General features: G+C 40.9%; 26 protein-coding genes, 2 pseudogenes and 1 other annotated feature. All 28 genes and pseudogenes read right to left on the reverse strand.

Features of this window, described 5'->3' with window-relative positions; genetic code table 11:
• Nucleotides 1-524: pseudogene (locus tag JCM10596_RS25315) on the reverse strand (hypothetical protein); the annotation flags it as partial.
• A 56-nt stretch (nt 525-580) separates the two neighbouring features.
• Nucleotides 581-1,615, reverse strand: coding sequence for a phosphotransferase (locus JCM10596_RS12335; RefSeq protein WP_025027390.1), 1,035 nt, complete (start codon nt 1,613-1,615; stop codon nt 581-583).
• A 117-nt stretch (nt 1,616-1,732) separates the two neighbouring features.
• Entirely contained in the window at nt 1,733-2,506 is a 774-nt protein-coding gene (locus tag JCM10596_RS12340) for a polyadenylate binding domain-containing protein (RefSeq protein WP_025027391.1), read from the reverse strand.
• 29 nt (nt 2,507-2,535) lie between these two features.
• Complete coding sequence (gene safA, locus JCM10596_RS12345; protein ID WP_025027392.1) at nt 2,536-2,730, reverse strand: SafA/ExsA family spore coat assembly protein; 195 nt, start codon at nt 2,728-2,730, stop codon at nt 2,536-2,538.
• Between the two features lie 43 nt (nt 2,731-2,773).
• Nucleotides 2,774-3,682 (reverse strand): prephenate dehydratase, encoded by a 909-nt coding sequence (gene pheA / locus JCM10596_RS12350; protein ID WP_025027393.1) that lies wholly within the window; start codon nt 3,680-3,682, stop codon nt 2,774-2,776.
• Between the two features lie 41 nt (nt 3,683-3,723).
• Nucleotides 3,724-4,665 carry a homoserine kinase gene (thrB, locus tag JCM10596_RS12355; RefSeq protein WP_025027394.1) on the reverse strand — a complete coding sequence of 314 codons (942 nt, stop codon included), beginning with the start codon at nt 4,663-4,665 and terminating at the stop codon, nt 3,724-3,726.
• A complete protein-coding gene (gene thrC, locus JCM10596_RS12360; protein WP_025027395.1) occupies nt 4,666-5,724 on the reverse strand; it encodes a threonine synthase in 1,059 nt (352 codons plus the stop codon).
• Nucleotide 5,725: 1 nt separating this feature from the next.
• Nucleotides 5,726-7,030, reverse strand: coding sequence for a homoserine dehydrogenase (locus tag JCM10596_RS12365; protein WP_439644838.1), 1,305 nt, complete (start codon nt 7,028-7,030; stop codon nt 5,726-5,728).
• A gap of 77 nt (nt 7,031-7,107) precedes the next feature.
• On the reverse strand, nt 7,108-7,554 hold the full coding sequence (gene thrR, locus JCM10596_RS12370) for a transcriptional regulator ThrR (protein ID WP_025027397.1): 447 nt from the start codon (nt 7,552-7,554) through the stop codon (nt 7,108-7,110).
• Nucleotides 7,555-7,795: 241 nt separating this feature from the next.
• Entirely contained in the window at nt 7,796-9,082 is a 1,287-nt protein-coding gene (gene obgE / locus JCM10596_RS12375) for a GTPase ObgE (protein ID WP_025027398.1), read from the reverse strand.
• 83 nt (nt 9,083-9,165) lie between these two features.
• Nucleotides 9,166-9,726: a Spo0B domain-containing protein gene (locus JCM10596_RS27850; RefSeq protein ID WP_025027399.1), complete on the reverse strand. Its 561-nt coding sequence runs from the start codon at nt 9,724-9,726 to the stop codon at nt 9,166-9,168.
• Nucleotides 9,727-9,879: 153 nt separating this feature from the next.
• A complete protein-coding gene (gene rpmA / locus JCM10596_RS12385; protein WP_025027400.1) occupies nt 9,880-10,158 on the reverse strand; it encodes a 50S ribosomal protein L27 in 279 nt (92 codons plus the stop codon).
• Nucleotides 10,159-10,172: 14 nt separating this feature from the next.
• A complete protein-coding gene (locus JCM10596_RS12390) occupies nt 10,173-10,523 on the reverse strand; it encodes a ribosomal-processing cysteine protease Prp (RefSeq protein WP_025027401.1) in 351 nt (116 codons plus the stop codon).
• 17 nt (nt 10,524-10,540) lie between these two features.
• Nucleotides 10,541-10,852 carry a 50S ribosomal protein L21 gene (gene rplU, locus JCM10596_RS12395; RefSeq protein ID WP_025027402.1) on the reverse strand — a complete coding sequence of 104 codons (312 nt, stop codon included), beginning with the start codon at nt 10,850-10,852 and terminating at the stop codon, nt 10,541-10,543.
• Between the two features lie 12 nt (nt 10,853-10,864).
• Nucleotides 10,865-10,938: a sequence feature (ribosomal protein L21 leader region), on the reverse strand.
• A 55-nt stretch (nt 10,939-10,993) separates the two neighbouring features.
• The gene (locus tag JCM10596_RS27855) at nt 10,994-12,010 is read right to left on the reverse strand and encodes a ribonuclease E/G (RefSeq protein WP_081792023.1); all 1,017 of its coding nucleotides are present in this window, start codon (nt 12,008-12,010) and stop codon (nt 10,994-10,996) included.
• The gene (locus JCM10596_RS30845) at nt 12,010-12,504 is read right to left on the reverse strand and encodes a ribonuclease E/G (RefSeq protein WP_051541291.1); all 495 of its coding nucleotides are present in this window, start codon (nt 12,502-12,504) and stop codon (nt 12,010-12,012) included. Before JCM10596_RS30845 ends, JCM10596_RS27855 begins: the two co-directional genes overlap by 1 nt.
• A gap of 42 nt (nt 12,505-12,546) precedes the next feature.
• Entirely contained in the window at nt 12,547-13,389 is an 843-nt protein-coding gene (locus tag JCM10596_RS12405) for a M50 family metallopeptidase (RefSeq protein WP_025027403.1), read from the reverse strand.
• Complete coding sequence (locus JCM10596_RS12410) at nt 13,382-14,179, reverse strand: peptidoglycan DD-metalloendopeptidase family protein (protein WP_025027404.1); 798 nt, start codon at nt 14,177-14,179, stop codon at nt 13,382-13,384. The genes JCM10596_RS12405 and JCM10596_RS12410 overlap by 8 nt, the downstream gene beginning before the upstream one ends.
• A gap of 126 nt (nt 14,180-14,305) precedes the next feature.
• Nucleotides 14,306-14,587 (reverse strand): hypothetical protein, encoded by a 282-nt coding sequence (locus JCM10596_RS12415; protein WP_025027405.1) that lies wholly within the window; start codon nt 14,585-14,587, stop codon nt 14,306-14,308.
• 49 nt (nt 14,588-14,636) lie between these two features.
• Nucleotides 14,637-15,434, reverse strand: a complete 798-nt coding sequence (gene minD, locus JCM10596_RS12420; RefSeq protein ID WP_025027406.1) for a septum site-determining protein MinD — start codon at nt 15,432-15,434, stop codon at nt 14,637-14,639.
• An 18-nt stretch (nt 15,435-15,452) separates the two neighbouring features.
• On the reverse strand, nt 15,453-16,124 hold the full coding sequence (gene minC / locus JCM10596_RS12425) for a septum site-determining protein MinC (RefSeq protein ID WP_025027407.1): 672 nt from the start codon (nt 16,122-16,124) through the stop codon (nt 15,453-15,455).
• A 79-nt stretch (nt 16,125-16,203) separates the two neighbouring features.
• Nucleotides 16,204-16,719: a rod shape-determining protein MreD gene (gene mreD, locus JCM10596_RS12430; protein WP_025027408.1), complete on the reverse strand. Its 516-nt coding sequence runs from the start codon at nt 16,717-16,719 to the stop codon at nt 16,204-16,206.
• Nucleotides 16,716-17,598 (reverse strand): annotated as a pseudogene (mreC, locus tag JCM10596_RS25330) (rod shape-determining protein MreC). The gene mreD and the pseudogene mreC overlap by 4 nt, the downstream one beginning before the upstream one ends.
• Nucleotides 17,599-17,635: 37 nt before the next feature.
• Complete coding sequence (locus JCM10596_RS25335; RefSeq protein WP_034681276.1) at nt 17,636-18,637, reverse strand: rod shape-determining protein; 1,002 nt, start codon at nt 18,635-18,637, stop codon at nt 17,636-17,638.
• Between the two features lie 40 nt (nt 18,638-18,677).
• Complete coding sequence (radC, locus tag JCM10596_RS12445; RefSeq protein WP_199900138.1) at nt 18,678-19,349, reverse strand: RadC family protein; 672 nt, start codon at nt 19,347-19,349, stop codon at nt 18,678-18,680.
• Between the two features lie 23 nt (nt 19,350-19,372).
• Nucleotides 19,373-19,963, reverse strand: coding sequence for a Maf family protein (locus JCM10596_RS12450; protein WP_025027410.1), 591 nt, complete (start codon nt 19,961-19,963; stop codon nt 19,373-19,375).
• Between the two features lie 47 nt (nt 19,964-20,010).
• Nucleotides 20,011-20,247 carry a DUF4321 domain-containing protein gene (locus tag JCM10596_RS12455; RefSeq protein ID WP_025027411.1) on the reverse strand — a complete coding sequence of 79 codons (237 nt, stop codon included), beginning with the start codon at nt 20,245-20,247 and terminating at the stop codon, nt 20,011-20,013.
• A gap of 124 nt (nt 20,248-20,371) precedes the next feature.
• Nucleotides 20,372-22,066, reverse strand: coding sequence for a methyl-accepting chemotaxis protein (locus JCM10596_RS12460; RefSeq protein ID WP_025027412.1), 1,695 nt, complete (start codon nt 22,064-22,066; stop codon nt 20,372-20,374).
• Between the last annotated feature and the right edge of the window lie 127 nt (nt 22,067-22,193).

Consider the following 22,193-nt stretch of genomic DNA (forward strand, 5'->3'; position numbering starts at 1 on the left):
CCTGCTCCTTGGTTCATTCCACCAGCACCTTGCATTCCAAGCCCTGCTCCTCGGTTCATTCCACCAGCACCAGGCGTTCCTAACCCTACTCCTCGGTTCATTCCACCAGCACCTTGCATTCCAAACCCTACTCCTCGGTTCGTATCGCCCATGTTTGTCCTAGCTCCATGCATACGTGGACCAGCTCCACCAAAGAGGGTTCCGCCTCTAGGAGCTTGAATTGTTCCACGATTCAACGTATCTCCTCCTGTTACTCCAATACGTTCACGTGTTTGATTCGTCCCCATTCTATTTCCAAACAATCCACCTCGTGTATCATTTCCTAATGCCCCAGGTTGTCTATCTCCTAATAATCCAGGTTGCCTCGTTCCAAACTGTGTTCCTCTATCTTGATGAACACCGGTACCACGAAATCCTCTTTCATCCATAGCACCACGATCTGCGGCAGGAGCACAAGCAATAGCTGTTGACATTGTTAAAGCGATTGTTAACCCTAAAGCTGCTTTTTTAATGGCTTTTTTCATGAAAAAGCACCTCCTTCACACATTATGATGGTGAAATTGAGATGCTTTTAATCGAGTTAAATATTCCTATTCATACACGTCTGTACAAACCTTCTTCTTTTCTCCCAGTTCTGGTCTAATGAGAGCATATAACTGCGAACGCGTTCTGGATGAAATCCCCCATGATTTTTCCACAGTCCTAACCATTCCCTGAATAAATCGTTAGGATAGACTAATAAGAGAGGGATGATTTTTTTTTCCATTGGATGCAGGCTATAAATCGAGCTATATGTATAAATCAATTCTTCTACTGTATCAAAGGACCATTCAAATTCGTTAGAAATCCGATTAATAAACTGGACAACATCCAGAAGAGGAGGGGCATAATCGGCAAGGTCGTAATCCAGCAAATAATAATATTGTCCTTTCATGGTTAAGAAATTATGTGGTGCGACATCTAAGTGAGCCATCTGACGCTCCCATTGAGCTTGTTCTTCTAAAAATAAGAGATACGCTTTAGGTACGTGTGTTAAGGTCCATTCCGCCCAGTGTATAGCTTCTTCATAATAACGTGCCATGGCTTGGCGTATCCCACCCATGCTTTCTACTCCTGTATGTTCATGTGCTTTGTGAAAAGGTTGAAGAGAGCGAACAAATAACTGGAGACGTTGGTTCCACTTTTCAAGCAACTGCGAACGAAAAGGGATCACCTGCTTTTTTCCATAAATTCCTCCACTCTTTAAATGAAAGTGAGCTAACAATTTTATACAATCCTTAACCTGTTTCCAATTAGATGGATCAATGATTTCTCCAGGAATAAATGGCATGATTCCAAATACCTTTTGCTGGTTAGGAATCCTATTTATACTTGTATTTCTTATGTTTTTAACAAAAGGAATCATCCCTTTTGTTCCTCTTTCGATCACTTGCTCAGTAAATTTTTCTTGCCATCGTAAGGTTTCTTCGTCCTCATAAGTCTTCAGTACATATTTTTCTCTCTCTGTTTCAACCAAGAAAACATGATCATTCTTCATATTTGTTAGCTTGGTAACTTGCATAAGATATTGCTCTTCAAACAGTTTTATTAAGAGCGAAGCATCGAATGAACTCATTGATCTAGCACCTCCAACCAGAAAAAAGCCCTTATAGTCATCCTATGAGTTAATCATCAAAAACATGATTTAGATCATAAGAGAAAAGGACTTTTTTCGTTGCTTAAAGAGATGGAATTAGGATGACGAGTGAGAATCTCTCTTGTTACCACATCCACAATCTTTTGTATGTGGCATCGGCATACCGCCACCATAGGGGCTTGTTAATGAAGGTACATAAGGACTCGGAGACATCCCCGGGTGCATAGGCTGGTGCATCTGATTCATTGGTTGCTGAGTAGAATGCATCGGTTGCTGTGTATACCCTGTTTGTGGATGAGTAACGGCTGGCATATAGGGATAGCCCGCTTGACAAGAGGAAGGCTGCATCCCTGGCATGCCCTGTACAGCTCCTGGATACCCCATTTGATAAGCTGGGCTATACCCATAATGCGGTGAAGGAGGATATGGAGGGCATGGATGCTCCATTTGTTGTACTGGCATCGTTTTAATTGGCTTTTCCATCGGCTTTTCATAAGGAGGTTTATAAGGGAGCGGTTTAATTTCTGTTATCGGAGCCTTTGGTACTGGTGGAGGTGGAAGCGTTGGTTTCACCTCTTCTATAGGTAACATTTTCGGTGGTGCGGGCTTTGTTGTTACTTTCTCCTTCTGTTTCATCATTTCAAGCTCTACAGACCACGACTCGAGGAAATCAGGCTTTACCTCTTGCAAAAGATTTTTTAACACGTGTGGTGCTGTTTCCTTTAGCAACTGCTTTAATGCACCTGTTTTATCCTTGACTCCAATCTCTTCCACTAGATCAACTTTGGGCTGCTCTTTGATTGGCTTATCCATTTTAGCCATTTCACCCATGACATCAGCCTTTTCCATCTCTCCTGCTTTTTTAGGCATCTCCTTTTTCCCTTTCACGTCTAATCCAGTTAAGGGCTTCTTGCCTTTTTTGCTGTCTTTTTTGGCTGGAACAGCGAGGTTGGAATTTTGATTTTCATACCAGGCATAATCATGTCAGGATCACTCAAATGAGCATTTGCCTGTTTTAAGCTTTCAAAATCCACTCCATATTTCTCAGCCAAATTCCAAAGTGTGTCACCTTTTTGTACAATGTGAATTTTCACTTTTGAATTTCCTCCTTAAACATAAGTCCATACCATCATATGCTTAAGTGGGCAATTTGCTCATCGTTTTTGGTAAAAAACATGGATAGCTACCTAAATAACGTACCTGACAGCCCAGCGCTTCAATTTCCGAGATAGCTCCAGGCAATAAAACATCATCCATAATCTGCTCAATGTCAATAAAAAAGAAATAACTGCCTAGACATTTTTTCGTCGGTCTAGATTCGATCCTAGATAAATTTAGCTTTCTCCAAGCAAAAGCAGAGAGGACTTGATGAAGAGCACCCGGATAGTCCTCTGGAAGAGTAATTAAGATTGTTGTTTTGCCTGAGTGTTTCGCTTCCTCTTGCTTGATCTCAGCCATCACCTTCCTGCCTACAAGGACAAAACGAGTAAAGTTATTCTCATAATCTTCAATTTCTGCGGCGCGAATCAAGCATTGATTCAGTTCAGCCGCCAGTTGAGTTCCAATTGCCAGATACTTGTGTTCAGGATGCTTCGCCACCCACCCAACAGCGTCCGATGTGCTTTTCATATACTCAATCGTACTATTAGGGCAATGCTTCCGAATAAATTCGTGACATTGGGCAATGGCATGAGGATGAGAAAAGATGGTTTCTATTTCTTTCAATTCTAAATGCTCATGATTCGGATGGATAATAGCAAATTGACTAATAGGTAAGATTAATTCTGCTCGGATAGGTAAGTCCACCTGATGGATTAGCCAATCCAAGGTCATATTGACAGAACCCTCTATTGAATTTTCAATGGGAACCATGGCAAAATCGACCTCGTCCTTTTGACAAGAACTTAAACAATCTGGAATGGTTACTTTCGGAATCATCTCTATGCTTTGTTCCTTTGAAAAAGAAAGATAGTGATGACACAGTTTTCGTAATGCCTCTTCTGTAAATGTTCCACTCGGTCCTAAGTAAGCTATTCGGTATGACACTCTCTTTTCACTCCTACATTTTATCTCTATTCATTCATCTATTACGTTCTAACCGCCACTCGCTGGACAGAGAATCCCTCTTGATCAACGGCCAGAGGAAAGACTTCAACAGTGTGGCCAGCAATCGTCATAACGTTTCTCATTTCATTCACTACTTGTTCATGATCTTCTACTTCTTCCATTAAGCCCAAAACCGTTGGTCCTGCACCGCTTATCACAAAACCTATCATATTCAGCTCATCCTGTCTACGCAGAAGTTCCTCAAATCCAGGGATCAATTGACTGCGATAAGGCTGATGGAGAGCATCCTGTAGCCCCATCTTCATTCCTGCACGATTTCCAGTCATTAAGGAGGATACCAGCATCCCATAGCGGCTTAAATTATAAATCGCATCTTGTTTAGGATATTGTTCCGGCAGCAGATTTCTCGCCAGAGCAGTAGATAGTGTGTAAGACGGGATCGCTGCAATCCATTTCCATTGGATAGGAAAGGATTGCTTATGGTAGACGACTTTCTTTTGATCCCAATCGACACTTGCCATCACTACTCCACCTAAAAGAGAGGCCCCGACATTATCGGGGTGTCCCTCTTCCTCTGTTGCCAGCCACAATAGTTCTTCTATTGTAAACGGATGACCTAATAGTTCATTGGCTATCACCAAACCGCCAACATAAGCTGATGCACTGCTTCCAAGACCTCGAGTCAAAGGAATCTCACTGCTTACTTCGATACGAAGCTGCGGAGGGTTCTGGTTACATAAAGAATAGAGCCGAAGAATAGCTTGTAAAATTAAATTATCTTCTTCAGAAATCTCCAGCCCCTCTAAATCCTTCCCTTTCCAGACGAAATGTGTCTTTTCCGCTTTTTCTACCTCTAAAGTTAGATACAATTGTAGAGCAATTCCGATGCTGTCAAAGCCTGAGCCTAGATTGGCTGTACTAGCAGGAACTCTGACAATCATCCTTTCTTCAGCTAGCGACATCTAAACCCCTCCACTAGCAAAGATGGTTTGTACCAATTCTTCTTCCGTGCCTTGAATCGCTTTTGGGTTTTCTTTGATTTTCTCCATCGCACTTGTAGGATCTTTGAGCCCATTTCCTGTTAGGATACAAACAATGGTACTACCGGCTGGAATATCTCCTTGTTTATGTCGTTTCAGAATCCCTGCTACTGAGGCAGCAGAAGCTGGCTCACAGAAAACCCCTTCTTTTTCAGCAAGTGTATAGTATGCCGCTCTTATCTCCTCATCAGTGACAAAATCAATCATTCCACCAGACTCATCCCTCGCTTGAACAGCATACTCCCAGCTTGCCGGATTTCCTATACGAATCGCAGTAGCAAAAGTATCTGGCTCTTTGATCACTTCGTTTTTCACAATCGCAGCGGCACCTTCTGCCTCAAAGCCCCACATTTTAGGTTTACTTGTGCTTAACTGGTGGTTGAAGGCTTCTTTAAACCCTTTCCAATACGCTGTAATATTGCCTGCATTCCCTACAGGCAAAGCAAAGATATCAGGAGCCTTTCCAAGCTGCTCTATAATCTCATAAGAGCCTGTTTTTTGTCCTTCAATTCGATAAGGATTGACAGAGTTCACTAATTGAATAGGGTGCGATTCACTTAGCTTTTTGACAAGGTCCAGTGCCTGATCAAAGTTCCCCTTGATCGGAATAATTTCTGCTCCATACATGATCGCCTGTGCCAGTTTCCCCATTGCCACATAACCATCTGGGATAACGACATAACATTTTAACCCTGCTTTAGCCGCATATGCCGCAGCCGATGCAGATGTATTTCCTGTAGAGGCACAAATAATTGCCTTAGCCCCTTCTTCTTTTGCTTTGGCTACTGCCATGACCATCCCACGATCTTTAAAAGATCCTGTAGGATTTAACCCTTCAAGCTTCAAGTAAATCTGAGCTGATAGCTCCTTTGACAGATTCTCTGCATGTACCAAAGGCGTATTTCCTTCTCCTAAGCTTAGTTTAGGGGTTTGTTCTGTTACTGGTAAATATTGCGCGTATTTTGCTAATAATCCACTCATTCTATAGTTCCTCTCCTTCTACCGCATAACAACTAGCTACGTGATCAATATGCTGATCCTGTTTCACTTGCTCCAACCATTTTTCAAGCGCAGCGAGCGATATTGTGTGTGTAATGATCACAATCTCAGCTTTGTCGTTTTCTATTTCTTTTTGGTATATTTGTGAGATACTCATATCTAAATCTGCTAATGATCTTGTAATCGAAGCTAACACCCCTGGTTGATCATGGACAACAAGGCGGATAAAGTAGCGATTCAAGACGCTTTCCTGTGGCTTTAATTTTTTCTCTCTATAAGGGGCTACCATGCCACGTCCGTTTACACCAAGCTTTAAATTTTTCACGACCGTAACGAGGTCAGAAACAACAGCAGTTGCTGTAGGCAATTCTCCAGCTCCAGGACCATAGAACATGGTTTCTCCTACGGCTTCTCCATAAACATACACGGCATTAAATACACCATTTACATGCGCTAATGGATGCGATTTATGGACAAATGTAGGTTGAACGGAAAGCTCGATTCCTTGATCATTGCGATCAGCAATGCCAAGAAGCTTCATTTCATATCCAAAAGATTTTCCATACTCAAGATCCTCTTTCGATACTTGTGAGATTCCTCGAACCTTTACCTCATCTAAAGAAACTTCCGTATGGAAGCCTAACGTTCCTAGAATGGCTAGCTTTCTGGCAGCATCTAAGCCCTCTACATCAGAGGTTGGATCTGCCTCTGCATAGCCAAGTGCTTGCGCTTGCTGTAGGCAATCATCGTAGGACAAGCCTTCCTTAGACATTCTCGTTAACATATAGTTTGTCGTCCCATTCAATATCCCCATCATTTTACGCACTCGATCTGAAGCAAAACCTTCGACTAACGCTCGAATAATCGGGATACCACCGGCTACACTCGCTTCATAGAAAAGGTCGCAGCCATTCTGACTAGCCAGCGTTAAGAGCTCAGCTCCATGAATCGCCATGAGGTCCTTATTCGCGGTAATGACATGTTTCTTTTGCTGTAAAGCCTGCGATATATAATGACGGGCTTTTTCTACTCCACCGATAACTTCAATGACAATATCAATATCAGGGTTGTGGATCACGTCCTCAGCATGCAGCGTAAGGACCCCTTCTTCTACATCGAGAGAACGGGACTTCTCCAGCGATTGAACAACAATCTTTTCAACCTTGATCCTACAGCCTGTTTGATGGACAAGATCATCCTGATGCTGCTGAATTATGCGTACGACACCTGTCCCCACTGTACCAAAACCTAATAATCCTACTTTAATTTCCTTATTATAGTCCATCATATGAAAAACTCCTATCCTTTTTTATAAATTTTCTGTACTTTTTTGACGATTCTTCTTTTAGAAGAAGATTTTGCACTTTATCCTTGACCTACCAAGATGACCTTTTGGACTCCATCTAAATGTCTAAGTTCTTCACTTAATTCCGTTGCACTTAGATCCATTTGTGCAGTTTCTATGGTTAAGACTACGTTCGCTAATCCCTGGATAGGAATCGTCTGATTAATGGTCAAGACATTTCCTCTTCTACTGGCGATAAAGCTAAGCATTTGAGATAATATTCCTGAACGATGCTCTAAGTTTAGAGACACGGTCATAATCTTCTGTTTCATCATCGCATTAAAAGGAAAAACAGCGTCTTTGTACTTATAAAAAGCACTCCGGCTTAGTCCTACTTTGTCTACCGCTTCTTGAATGGTTTCAACATCTCCTCTTTCCAGAATTTTTTTTGCCTCAATGGCTTTTTGAATGGATTCTGGCAAAATATCCGAGCGAATTAAGTAAAAGGTTTCTTTGTTTGCCCCCATCACTTTTATGTCCTCCTGAAGTATACATTTGTATTTATATAATGGACAATTATATCAGGTTATAAAAAGAGTGACAATAGGTTTCTGTATAGTAACCGCTTTCATTTACATTTTTTTAATAAAGTAGACTTCCATCGGATGGAGTTTTTACTTATCCAAGGGTCAAACGGGATGAAAAAAAGAAGCACCTTATTTTTTAAGGGCTTCTTTTGTCCACCTTTAACAATGAACGCTTCTTATTCTAATCAATAAATTCAAATTCAAAATCCATGATACGCACGGTATCTCCAGCCTCTGCCCCACGCGATCGTAATTCTTCATCTACTCCCATTAAACGAATCGTTCTCGCAAAGCGTCTAGCGGATTCTTCCGTTGTAAAGTTGGTCATCTTGAACAGTTTTTCAATACGATCTCCTTCAACAACAAAAATCTCATTGTCTTTATAGACACGGAATCCTTTATCCTCTTCTGTAAAACGATACATGACATGGGCTTCTGGCTGTTCTTCAATCTCTTGTTCAAATGTGGTATGTGGTATGGAGTCTAAAAGATCGGCAATAGCATAGACTAACTCTTTTGTTCCTTCTTTGGTAACAGCTGAAATAGGAAAGATGGACGCTTCATCTCCAATCTGTCGACGAAACTCTTGTAGATTCCCTTCTGCCTCAGGGATATCCATCTTATTCGCTACGATAATCTGTTTTCTTTCTTCTAGACGGTAATTATAGAGCTTTAGCTCTTGGTTAATTTGAAGGTAGTCCTGATAGGGATTACGCCCTTCTGAGCCAGACATATCGACTACATGCACAATAACCCTTGTCCGCTCAATATGCCTTAGAAATTGATGACCTAATCCAACTCCCTGATGAGCTCCTTCAATCAAACCCGGTAAGTCAGCCATGACAAAGCTGCGCATATCCCCAACATCCACTAAACCTAAATTTGGCGTAAGAGTAGTAAAATGATAGGCTGCGATTTTGGGTTTTGCCGCTGATACTACAGAGAGTAAAGTCGATTTACCTACACTTGGAAAACCGACCAAGCCAACATCAGCCAAAACCTTTAATTCTAACGAAATGTTACGCTCCTGCCCCGGCTCTCCATTTTCCGCTACATGAGGAGCAGGATTCTTATGAGTGGCAAAACGGCAATTCCCTCTACCACCCCGTCCTCCTTTGGCAATGAGCGCACGTTGTCCATGATGTACCAAATCAGCAATCACTTCTTCTGTATCTTGATCTGTCACCGTTGTGCCAGGAGGAACCCTGACAATCATGTCCTCGGCTCCGCTGCCATGCTGCCTTTTGGTACGTCCATTTTCACCAGCAGATGCTTTAAAATGCTTTTGATAGCGAAAATCCATCAATGTACGCAAGCCCTCATCCACTTCAAAGATGATATCTGCTCCATTTCCGCCATCTCCGCCTGCTGGTCCACCATCTGGAACATACTTTTCACGGCGAAACGCAATCATCCCATTTCCGCCATTTCCAGCTTTTACGTATATATTTACCTTATCTACAAACATGGTTTTTCACCTCATGGTACATAACTTTTATCCATCGTTAGGTGGAGTAAAAACCCCATCTGATGGAAGTCTGCTTTATTCTTCTAGGGCTGTTGCTCTGCCACTATTTCGAAGTCGAACTTCGACTCGTCATTCTCTCCTAGTACAAATGTACCTCGTTCTTTTTGAACCATTTCTTGAATTGCAGAAATGGCTTGCTTTGCCTCTTCGTTTTTCCATTTTCCTATAAATTCAACGACCACAGCGATGTGCTTTTCTTTCACCTGAAAAAGAAAAGAAAGACGATTCTCAAATTGACATTCACAGTAGCTTTCCACCATTTTTGTAATTGTAGAGAGCCAACTCAGTAGATAGGGATAGTTTACCCCAATCTTAGATATATCTGCATCATCATCTTCAATTTCTATATCTAACATGATTTTTTCTTGAGTCCAATTGTATGTAAGCAGAAAATAAGAAAGATCTACGTCTCCTAGTTGCGAAATTTTTGATTCATAATGTGAATTAACAATCACAGAATCCAAAAATTTTTGGGCTTGATCCATTTTACCCAAGCTTAAATACCCTTTAATAATCTGGATATGATTAAGCCAGTCATGTCGGTAATGTTTTAGATATTCTATAAATTCTTGTTTTTTATTCATATTCGTATCCTCCGTTGGATCTAAGGACCATTTGTTTGGTAGTTACTAACATTAATAATATACTAAACACGGTAGGATATCTAGACCATTCCTTCTAGTCTCTAGGAAAAAGAAAAAAGGGAGCCTATCTGCTCCCTCTCCCTTACTTGCTTATTATGCAGGGTAAACACTCACTTTTTTACGGTCACGTCCAAGACGCTCGAAACGTACTACACCTTCAACTTTAGCAAAAAGTGTGTCATCTCCACCAATCCCTACATTCGTTCCTGGGTAAATCTTCGTTCCGCGTTGGCGAACTAAGATGCTTCCAGCAGTAACAGTTTGTCCGTCACCACGCTTTGTACCTAAACGTTTCGCGATAGAATCACGACCGTTCTTTGTACTACCTACCCCTTTTTTGGATGCGAAGAATTGTAAGTTCATTTTTAGCATATCGTTCACCTCCTTCATTCAAAAATAATGTTTATATATTTTCCATATTCAGAAGCAATAGATTCTAGGGTTAAGACCATACTTTCTAATAAAAGTTGAACTTTCTCATGTGTAGCTTCATCATGTGTAGCTTCATCTCTAGATGTAGGTACTATACAGTGGAGAAAGCCTGTCTTCTGCTCCATTTCAATCTGTAGCTTCGTATCAAGTAATGTTTCAATCGAATTCACTGTTCCAAAAGAAACAGCCGTCACAGCAGAGCAGACAATATCCTGACCTGAGTCTGCGTAGCCCGCATGCCCATGTAAAGTAAATTGCAGAATCTCTCGGCTATCTGGTTGACGTTTAATGGTTATCTTTATCATAGAAAACCACCTTATAATTAAGCGTTGATCGCTTCAACCACAACTTTTGTATATGGTTGACGGTGACCTTGCTTACGACGGTAGTTCTTCTTAGATTTGTATTTGAAAATCGTAAGTTTTTGTCCTTTACCGTGACGCTCAACTTTAGCTGTTACAGTAGCACCTGCAACTGTTGGAGCACCTGTTAGGACTTCTCCATCCTTATTAACAAATACAACTTGGTCGAAGTTCACAGTTTCACCTTCAGCTACGTGTAGCTTCTCGATGTATAGCTCTGTACCTTTTTCAACCTTATATTGCTTTCCACCTGTTTCGATAATTGCGTACATTATTGCACCTCCTCTTATACTCAGACTCGCCATTCTAGGTGCATTAATCAATGTCTTCTACCTAGTCTGTGCGGTTACAGTATGCTTGGAGTTCAAGCACACGTAAAACTAACAAAGATAACAATACCATATTTCTTGGCATCATGTCAACTTCTGCTGTAGAGCCTCTAGCTTTCTTTTCGTTTCTGCTAGTGAGCCCATATAGATCACCTGATATTCCTCCAAGTGATTGTGCGGGGTTCCATGCAAGTACACCTTAAAACCACAATGCTTCTCCAATTCACGAAGACTGGATCTTCCCTCTCCGAACAGCTTAGCAGCTACGGAGGGATGCACTTGAACAAGCACCCCTTCAATGTCCCCGGCATTCCTATACTCCAGAAGAATGCGCTCCACTTGTGCCGCAATGGTTTCTTCAGAAGCTGTATACCCTTTCCCATCACAATACGAACAAAACTTGGTCGTCACTTCTAGGACATTCTGTCTAATCTTCTTGCGTGTCATTTCCACCAATCCAAGGGCCGTAATCCCGACCACATTTGTTTTCGTCCGATCTTTCTTAACGACTTCTTCTAAGGCTTGAAGGACATTTTCTTGATGCTCCGGCAGGATCATATCAATAAAATCAATGATCACAATGCCCCCAATGTCTCGTAGACGGAGCTGTCGAGCAATCTCTTTGGCCGCTTCCACATTCGTTATATACACCGTTTCCTCTAGGTTTTGGTGTCCTGTATATTTCCCTGTATTAATATCTATGACCGTGAGTGCCTCTGTCTGATCAATAATCAAGTAGCCTCCGTTTTTTAGCCAAACCTTTTTTCGTAGAGAACGTTCCAAATCCGCTGTAATCTGATAATAATCAAATATATTCTGATTGCCTTTATAATGGGTAAGAGCTCCTTTAATCTCAGGATAGAGTTGAATCTCTTGTTTCAAGCGGTGATAATGAGAGGAGTTATCGATCATACATTCATCCACATCATCTGTCATTAGATCACGAACTAATTTAGAGATCATATCGACATCCTGATAGATCAAGCTACATATCGAAGCGTTTTTTTCTTTTGCTAAGATTTCCTGCCACTTTATTCGTAAACTATTGACATCTTGAAGAAATTCATGCTCAGAAATCCCTTCACAAGCCGTTCGAATAATTAACCTTCAGAGCCTTGAACAATCTCATCCGCCATTCCCTTCAATCTTTCCCGTTCGCTTTCATCTTCAATCTTTCTTGAGATTCCAATATGATTTCCGAAGGGAACGTAGACAAGATATCTACCTGCCAAAGAAATGTTCGTGGTCACTCGCGCGCCTTTATTGCCGACAGGTTCTTTGTTCACCTGAACAAGAATCTCTTCCCCTTCCTTAATCAGTTCCTTAACCGTTGGACTGCTTTCTTCTGTGTCCTTCGCAATCCCTCTGCTAGGGTAAATATCGTCTACGTATAAGAAAGCATTTTTACTGATTCCAATATCGATAAAGGCTGCCTGCATGCCAGGTAGAACATTCACTACTCTCCCCTTGTAGACATTCCCAACAACCCTTTTTTCCAAAGGGCGCTCAATTAATAACTCCACTACTTTTTGATCCTCAACGACAGCCACTCTTGTTTCTCTATCTAAACTATTGACAAATAGCTTCTTACCCAAGGACCCCACCTCATTGCCTTCGTTTTCTGTTCTTCCTCTATTTTAACCGAAAGCATTGCTCACTGTACAATATGCTTTATTTTCCGCAAAATATTGGTCTAAAAGTTCCTGTTCGCTGATGACATAGGAGATGTTTCCTTTCTCATCAACAATACAAAAATAATGATATTTATTGCGATACATTCGCACGATTAAATCATGTAGGGCTTCTGTTGGATAAGCAACGATACTCACCACTTCAAGATCATGATTCTGATTTTTAGAATAGCGTTCTAAGATAAACCTCATAAATTGAAAGTGGGATTGCTTTAATTCTAAGATGTGAGAGATGAAAAGAAAGATCGCCACGATCCACAAATAAAAATATAGAGGATAGAACAGAATGATGATAACAAGATACATAAAAAAACACACTCCACTCACAAGGAGAGAGTGTCGAATTGCCTTTCTAAAAGGAAACAATGTGCACAGCATGATCTGTACTAATTTACCCCCATCCAAGGGTAAAATAGGTAGCAGATTAAAAAGAAAGATAATCATATTATATTCAATAAATTGCATGGCAAAGCTCTCCTGCCATAGCCCAGAAAATAAACAGATAAGTCCGAAAAAAATCATGATCAGATTCATTAGGGGACCAGCTACAATGACCAGCATTTCTTCCTTTGTTGAACGATTGCCGTGTTCATCTACCTCTGCCACTCCTCCAAAAGGGAGAAGCTGTATCTTTCGCACTCTCCAGCCATACGCCTTGGCGGTGCAAGCATGACCTAACTCATGAATAATAACAATGATGAACAACAGCATCACATCATAAATAAAGCCATGTAAGAGGGCAAGAAAAAAAACAAGGAAAAAGGATGGATGAATCGACAGCTTAATCAAATTTCATCACATCCAAGGGATTAATAAATACTGAATCCTTTCTTAAAGCAAAGTATAGTTTTCCTTTTCCATTCTCTGCTTGAATCGTCGTTGAACCGATAACCTGCCCCTGACCAACCCAATCATGTAATTGCACTTTTAAGTTTTGAACATGTCCATACCAGGATTCTTCACCATCTCCATGCTCGATCACAATGGTTAAACCAAGTCCTTCTTTCTGTCCCACGAAGGTAACCCAGCCTTCTTTGACCACTTCAACTGGAACCATACTTGCTGTTTGGACCATGATCCCATCCTGTCCCGAGCCAAACGCAGCCAAGACCTTTCCTCCGCTTACGGGGACAACATAATCATGATTTGGCTGTACAGGCGCTTTGGTTTGTTCTCTACTAAAAATCTTAGGCAAAAAAGCGGGTAGCTCCCCCGTTTTTTTTTCGTACCAAGCCATGACCCCCTGCACATTATATTCCCTGACTAGCACTTCATGCACAAAATCCTGTGCGCCTGCAAAAGTAGGATTGTCCGATTTCATGATGGTGTATACTCCTGCAATCAACAAGACAGAGCAGATGATTTTAACGATCAAAGCATACCCCGAAGGTTCATGGGTATATTCAGCTTCATAGAGATAGTCTGAATATTTCACCTCATACGGACTCTCTTTCTTATCCAAAACAGACGATGATGAGCTTGAAGCAGCAGGTGTATATAACCTTTGTTTCTTTTTTAATAAGTGAAGGCGTTCCTGCCTACGTTTTTTGACCCCTTCTTTGTAATCATCAAAACTCATCTTATTCACCCCTAGAGAAAAAGTCTATTACTACACTATATGACTTGTCCCTAGAAAAAATGATCTGTTATTCTGTCAACATAAAAAAGCTTTCCTCTCTTTAAGAGAAGAAAGCCTGTTTCTTACCTACTCTAAATGTCCTTCTGGTTTTGTTCGTATCGGATCAGCAAGAGTATCTCCAACACGACTCGCCGCTTCATGAAGCTGTTCATTTTCATAGGAAAATCGAGGATTTACTTCCTCACCCGTATCCCAGCCTGAAGTCTTCCCCAACTCAAAGTTCATTGCTGAGCCATAAGGACCATCGGGAAACTCCTCTAAGGCTCTAGAGTGAACAAAATTATATTCAGTCGCCAAAGGAGTAAAGGAATTCTTCTCCCCTTTTCTTTCAAGCGGCTTATCAGTCATAAAAAATCCCCTCCTTTTGACTTAGGATAGCCAAAAGAAGAGGTTTTAATTAGCCTTTCATCCCAAAAAGGCGTTTCATTTTAGAAAAGACTCCTTTTTGTTCCTCTAGATTCATCAATGGTATAGAGTCACCTAGGATGCGTCTGGCAATGTTACGATAAGCCAAAGATGCTTTGGAATCAGGATTCATTACCGTTGGTTCACCTGTGTTCGTCGATTTAATCACCTGTTCATCGTCAGGAACGATTCCAATAAGGTCGATTGCTAAGATGTTGGCAATTTCATCTACATCCAGCATTTCTCCTTTTTTCATCATCTGAGGACGTATTCGATTAATGATCAATTTAGGACTGCCGATCTTCACAGATTCTAAAAGTCCAATAATACGATCCGCATCTCGAACAGCAGAAATTTCTGGAGTCGTCACGACAATCGCTTGATCTGCACCAGCTACAGCATTTTTAAAGCCTTGCTCAATACCTGCTGGACAATCAATAATAATATAATCGTGATCTTGCTTTAGTTCGCTGATAATTTTCGCGATCTGCTCTGGTTGGACAGAATCCTTGTCTTTTGTTTGTGCTGCCGGCAGAAGATACAACTCATCAAAACGCTTATCCTTGATTAAGGCTTGCTTTAAACGGCAAGATCCTTCAACAACATCAACCAAATCATAAATGATTCGGTTTTCTAGCCCCATAACCACATCAAGATTTCTAAGACCAATGTCTGTATCGACCAAACATACCTTTTTGCCTTGAAGGGCCAATGCGGTTCCAATATTTGCTGAAGTCGTTGTCTTTCCTACTCCGCCTTTTCCAGAAGTAATTACAATTGCCTCTCCCATGTGTCTTGTTTCCTCCTCTTATACAAACCCTTTCAGCTCAGGTCGAATCTCTGCTAATTGATGCAGCTTGTCAACAACGATCTGACCTGAATCTATATATGCAAATTCCATTTGAAAGACCTCAACATCCCATTCATCAGGAGGTCGACTAACAATTGTAGCAATACGAAGTTGAGTCGGTTGTAAAGTCGAGGCAGCGATCACAGCACTGTCATCTCCCTGAAACCCTGCATGAGCCATCCCGCGCAGAGAACCCATAACGTAAATACTGCCATTCGCCTGAATACATCCCCCTGGATTCACATCACCCAGAATAAGCACATTTCCATCGCATTGATACAATTGACCAGAACGAATCGTTTTATTAATAATTTGGATATTCGCTTGTAATCGAGCCTTTGTCACTTCTTCTTTAGAAACCACAAAATTTTCAAGCTTATCGATCACCAAGTTTCCTTTTGATCGAATCAGCGTTCGAATCTCTTTCTCCTGCTCATCAGATAGATAGCGATGACCAAATTGCAAAGAAACACGAATGACTTGGTTATCTAGCTCGTTCGTCTGATATCCCTTATCTAATTTATTGGTAAGCTCTAAGATTAAATCCTGGTAAGAGCATGAATCATCCATGTTAAATACCAGGCCACCTTTGGTTCCCTTGATGGTAACGTATGATTTTGTTATTGACATCCAAAGATCACCCCACCTTACTATTTCCACACGGTAGTTGTGAATTCCTGCAATGTACTCGAGTAATTTTCAGTTCTGCCTAACTTTCATCCTCTTCTTTCATCTGAAGTAAGATGGCTCTTGCAGGATACGAAACGAACAAAGCAAAGAGCATATTGAGAATTAAAATCGGGATGACACGGTGCATATAAAAGAAATTGATATCCATATTCACTACGTTTGTTAAGGAGAGTAAACCGTAGACGATCGACTCATGAATCACAAGAGAAACAAGTACAGTTAATAAAATCAAAAAGACATTTTGTTGAAAAATACGGAATGTCAATCCACTAAAATATCCGATAAAAGCCATAGAGAAAGCATAGATACCAATCGCACTTCCATAGATGACATCATACATGAGTCCAAAAATAAGACCGATCATCAAGCCTTGAATACGACCTAGAAATAAAGCGGCAAAGATCAGTAACACCACGACAAAACGCGGCACCAAAAGAATATGTATCCCCCACCTGTCAGGGGAAAAAACTTGAACAATCGTTCCTTCAAAAATAAAGAGCAAGAAAAGAGTCAGGATAAAGAGAAAACGAGTCATGACGATGTATCCCCCTCAGCTTTCTCCTCTTCTTGGTCTGATTGGGGAAGAAAGGCTCTTTCCACCACAAAAACATAATCTGTTGAATTTAAGTTTGCTGCCGGCTTAACTAAAGCTGTTTGTGTTAATCCGTATTCATCAGGAGTCACTTCCATGATTTCACCAATCAATAGACCTTTAGGGAAGATTCCACCTAACCCTGAAGTGACTACTTTTTGTCCCACTTCCAACTTAGCATCCATCGGTATTTTTTTGAAATACAACCCTTTTTGCTCTAAATCATACTGTTCAATAATACCGTAAATGGCTTCATTCCCTTGAACAACAGCTGACACCTGACTGCTTCTGTTCACATCGCTTAATAATTCTACAACCGATGTAAATTGAGCAACGCTCTTCACTCTTCCGACCATTCCTTTATCAGTAATCACCGCCATATTGGGTTCAATTCCATGCTTTTTCCCACGGTTAATAGTCACTTGTTGATGCCAGCGATCTGGGGATCTCATAATCACTTCAGCTGCTCTGACTTGATAATCATTTAGATCAGACTCCACTTTCAGAAGCTGTTTCAGACTGGCATTTTCTTTTTCAAGCTCATAGATCTTTGACACTAGGATGGCATGCTCTTGAAGACTCGCCTTTAGCCGCTGGTTCTCAGAATAAATTTGTTTCACTTCTTCAATGCTCTCAAAGAAACCCGCTACAGCGCGAGCGGGTTTATAGGCAAGAGATTGGACAAAACCAATAGTATCTCTCAAAAATTGTTCAGCCCATGTAGTAGGGTCTTTCTTTCATGGTAACCCCTACTACAGCCACCATCAAAATTACACTGACTAATAAAATAATTAAACGCTTGTTAGAAAAAAACGAAGGCAAGTTTACACACCTACTTATCTAGTACATTCATCCGTGCTTATTTTTTTGAAAACTTATATTCAAGATATCTTCCTGTCCCAATGGCGACACAATCTAAAGCATGCTCTGCTACAATAACAGGAATCCCTGTTTCCTCACTGATCACCCGATCCAGATTTCGAAGAAGGGCTCCTCCTCCTGTTAGAACAATGCCTCTGTCCATAACATCAGCCGATAGTTCTGGCGGGGCTTTCTCAAGGGTCACCTTAACAGCTTCTATGATTGAGTATACCGTATCAGAAAGAGCTTCTGCTATTTCTTTTGAAGTGACAGTTAAGGTTTTTGGTAAACCCGTTAATAAATCTCTTCCTCGAATGTCTAATTCAATGCTTTCATTGCCAATACCAGCAGATCCAATATCCAGCTTTAGCTTTTCAGCCGTTCTTTCACCAATCATTAGATTATAATGCTTCTTTACATATTGTATGATGGCATCGTCCATTTCATCACCTGCGACTCGAATAGAGCGACTGGTAACAATTCCACCGAGCGAGATGATAGCCACTTCTGTTGTCCCTCCGCCTATATCAACAACCATACTTCCCGTAGGCTCCCAAACAGGAAGATCAGCACCTATTGCCGCAGCAAACGGCTCTTCAATGGTAAAGGCTTCTTTTGCTCCCGCTTGTTTAGTCGCATCCTCGACCGCCCTTTTCTCTACGGCTGTAATTCCAGAAGGAACACAGACCACAACATTAGGCTTCTTAGAAAAGAAGGACTTCTTCTTCTGCGCCTGATTAATAAAGTATTTCATCATGGTGGCTGTTGTTTCGAAATCCGCTATCACTCCATCCTTCATCGGGCGGACCGCAACAATATTTCCTGGAGTACGTCCAATCATATTTTTTGCTGTATTCCCTACTGCCTCGATGGAACCAGAATCTGTACGGATCGCTACTACTGATGGCTCACGAACGACAACACCCTTCCCTTTTACATAAACCAGCGTATTGGCTGTACCTAAATCTATTCCCATATCCTTTGAAAATCCACTAAACATGTATGTATTTCTCCCTTCATGTCCAAGAAAAATGAAGAACTTAAATATATCCTTGCTCCTTTAAACTGCAAAATCGTCCATCACCAATAATCAGGTGATCTAAGCATTCAATGCCTATGATCTCCCCAGCTTCAATCAACCTCTTCGTTACTTCAATATCTTCTCTGCTCGGAGATGGATCACCGCTAGGGTGATTATGAGAAACAATAATAGATGCCGCACTCCACTTCAAGGCTTCCTTATAGACTTCACGCGGATGAACGATGGATGAATTTAAGCTTCCCATAAAAACGGTTTTTTCATATATAATTTGATTTTTTGTATTTAAGTAAAGACAATAAAACTTTTCCTGTTGATCAAGACCAATCACTTCCATTAGATATGTAGCTGCTTCTTGGGGGGAGCGAATCGTCATGACCTCTGCTCTCTTTCTTGCTACTCTTCTCCCCAGCTCCAAGCCTGCTATGATCTGGACAGCTTTGGCTTGTCCGATTCCCTTGATTCTTGTTAGTTCATCAATGCTCATTTCATTCAAATGACGAATCGAGCCTAACTCCTTCAAAACTCGAGAAGAAAGCTGAAAGACAGACTCATTCTTGGTTCCTGTCCGCAGTAATATCGCAATGAGTTCTTGATTACTTAATTTATCTGCACCTTCTTTGACCATCCGTTCTCGTGGACGCTCTTCTATGGGGTAGTCACGGATCATCATCTTATCTTCAACATAAGACAAGATCATCCCTCCAATATATTAACACCACATTCTTTTAAAAACTGAGCTGTTAAACGAAGAGGTAGTCCAACCACAGAGAAATAATCTCCAACCACTCCTTCAACTAAGATTGCACCAATTCCTTGAATCGCATAAGATCCTGCCTTGTCCATCGGTTCTTTTGTGGCAATATATTGACGAATTTCCTCTTCAGAAACCTCACGCATTCTCACTTCCGTAGACTGATGTCCAACCTTGATACCTCCTGTATCTACATCAAGCACAGCAAGTCCAGAAAAAACCACATGGCTCTTCCCCTGTAAGCGTGAAAGCATTGAAAAAGCTTCTTCCTCATCCTTAGGCTTTCCAAGAACTTCCTCATTTAATACGACAATTGTATCAGATCCTATAACCAAACCTGTATCTACTTGTTTGGCAACAGCTTGTGCTTTCTTTAGAGCAAGAGTTTCCACTAATTCAGCTGGAGAACATGGTTCGTCTACTTCCTCATTTATATCGCTAACTAGAACGACAAATTCAAGCCCTAAGCCGGACAATAATTCTCTTCTACGCGGAGATCCAGAGGCTAGTACGATGGGACGTTGATTTTTCATTTACTTCAAACTCCTATTCCATTAGATTGGCTATTAACCCCTATGGATTATGCTCTTCGGTAAAGCCAAAAAGCGAAGACTAAACCTAAAACACTAGATAAGTTTAGTTTGACCTGAATAAAAAATTCATATTTCAAAATATCTAAATCCGCTTTTGGTTCCCAAGTAACAGCTTTTCCTGTCGATAAAAAAGGAATCCACGGACGTAATATTTCCCCCAAAATACTCCCAAATAAAAGCCCGATTACTAAGATGATCACCAAAACAATCGTGTTTTTAGGCATTGGTTTCTCCTCTTCTTCTTTTAGATGCTAGTTAAAGTGTAGCAGATGGTGTACACGGAAACAACAATTAGCTAAACAAAAATACACTAGATGTTTCGACACATCTAGTGTATATATGTCGCATTTATTGTAACTTGAATTTTGACAGTTGCTTCTGCATTTCATCAGCCAAATGTGATAGGGCTTCTGAGGAGGATGACACTTCTTCCATCGTTGCTAATTGCTCTTCTGTCGAAGCTGAGTTATCCTCACTTGCCTTGGCACTTTCTTCTGCTGAGGCCCTTACTACCTCAATCATTTCCATTACTTGAGCATTTTCTGAGGCTACCTTTCTCACTTCCTCCGTAACCTCACTTACTTTATGATCCACTTTTTCTACCGCTTGTTCTATCGTCATGAAAGCATTTCGTACCTCATCTGTTTTTACCATGCCGTCTTCCACTTTGTCCGCTCCTACTCGCATGATGGAAACAGCCTGTTCCGTTTCCTCCTGAATGACATGAATGAGACTCATAATTTCCTGTGCTGAGCCTTTGGATTGTTCAGCTAATTTGCGAATCTCATCGGCTACTACGGCAAAGCCCTTACCATGCTCTCCTGCCCTAGCTGCCTCAATCGCTGCATTGAGGGCTAACAAATTGGTTTGTTCTGCAATACTTGTAATAATTGTAACAATTGCATCGATATTTTGTGAGTGTTCCCCTAATCTGGTAATCGTCTGAGCAATCTCTTGAACATTCAAATGAATTTCATTCATTCCTGTAACGACAGACGCTACCCTACTCCCTCCCAACTGAGAGATTTCTCTAGCTTCTAAAGTTAGTGAGGTAAGCTCATCGTTGCGATGTGTAATACCTTGCACGGCTCTTAGCATCACCTGTAATGATTCCACAGCCTGTTCCACACTTCGCAGCTGATCCTCAGCTCCTGAAGCCACTTGCTGAGTCGTATAAGCAATTTGTTCTGTCGCTAGCGTGGTTTGTTCTGCACTCGCCGTTAATTCCTCAGAGGAACTGGCGACCTGTTGAGAAGTATCTGTAATCATAGTTAGAATAGATCTTAAATCTTCTACCATACGATTGGTTGAATGGACAAGATCAGCAAGCTCATCCTTATTTCTTACCTTAAGTGGCTCGATCATCAAATTCCCTCCAGCTACTTCCTCAAGGGCTTCTGCCACATGTCTGACTGGTGTAGAAATACTACGAATTAGAACAACCGCGTTGACAACAGTGATCACAATCGCTAGTAAAATAGATCCTGCCAAGATGAAAAGAGCCTTCTGTTGTACTGAATCGGTAGCATCTAACGCTTCTTGGACAAGAATAGCCACCTCTTCCTTTACCTGAAGCTGAGTTTCATTATATAAATCATACAGAATGGTTCCATTAGGAACTCCTACTCTTGCCTGTACAATCTTACCACCTTCGACCAGCTTAATTTGAGATTCGAAATATGCGGATAGCTTCGAAATCTGTGGCTTCATTTCTTCCACCAGCTCTAAAATTCTGGGATACCCTTGAACGAATTCCGTTAATTTCTCCAGTTCCTGCTCCATCTGCTCTTTCGATTCATAATAAGGGTCTAGATAATTGATGTTCCCTAATAATAAATACCCTCGAATCGAAGTATCTTGATTCAAAATATCGACCGAAATTTGATTTAACGTATCTTCAATTGGCTGTACTTCCGAGATAATCTTTTTTTGCTGATCCTGAATTTCTTGCATGCTAAAATAGCTTGCTGCACCGATACTAAATAATAAGACTAGGATAATGGCATAACTAATGATAATTTTCTTCGCTACTGAGAACCGCATCCTCTCACTCCCTTTTTTTCTGAACACTACCTTATATATCGACAGAAAAAAAAGAAAATTCAAGGAGTAAATCTTAAAAAACTGATGAAAATATCTTAAAATATAGAAATAGATCGTAACTGAGTCT

This window comes from Caldalkalibacillus mannanilyticus JCM 10596, assembly GCF_000615945.1.
Taxonomy (GTDB): Bacteria; Bacillota; Bacilli; order Caldalkalibacillales; family JCM-10596; genus Bacillus_AT; species Bacillus_AT mannanilyticus.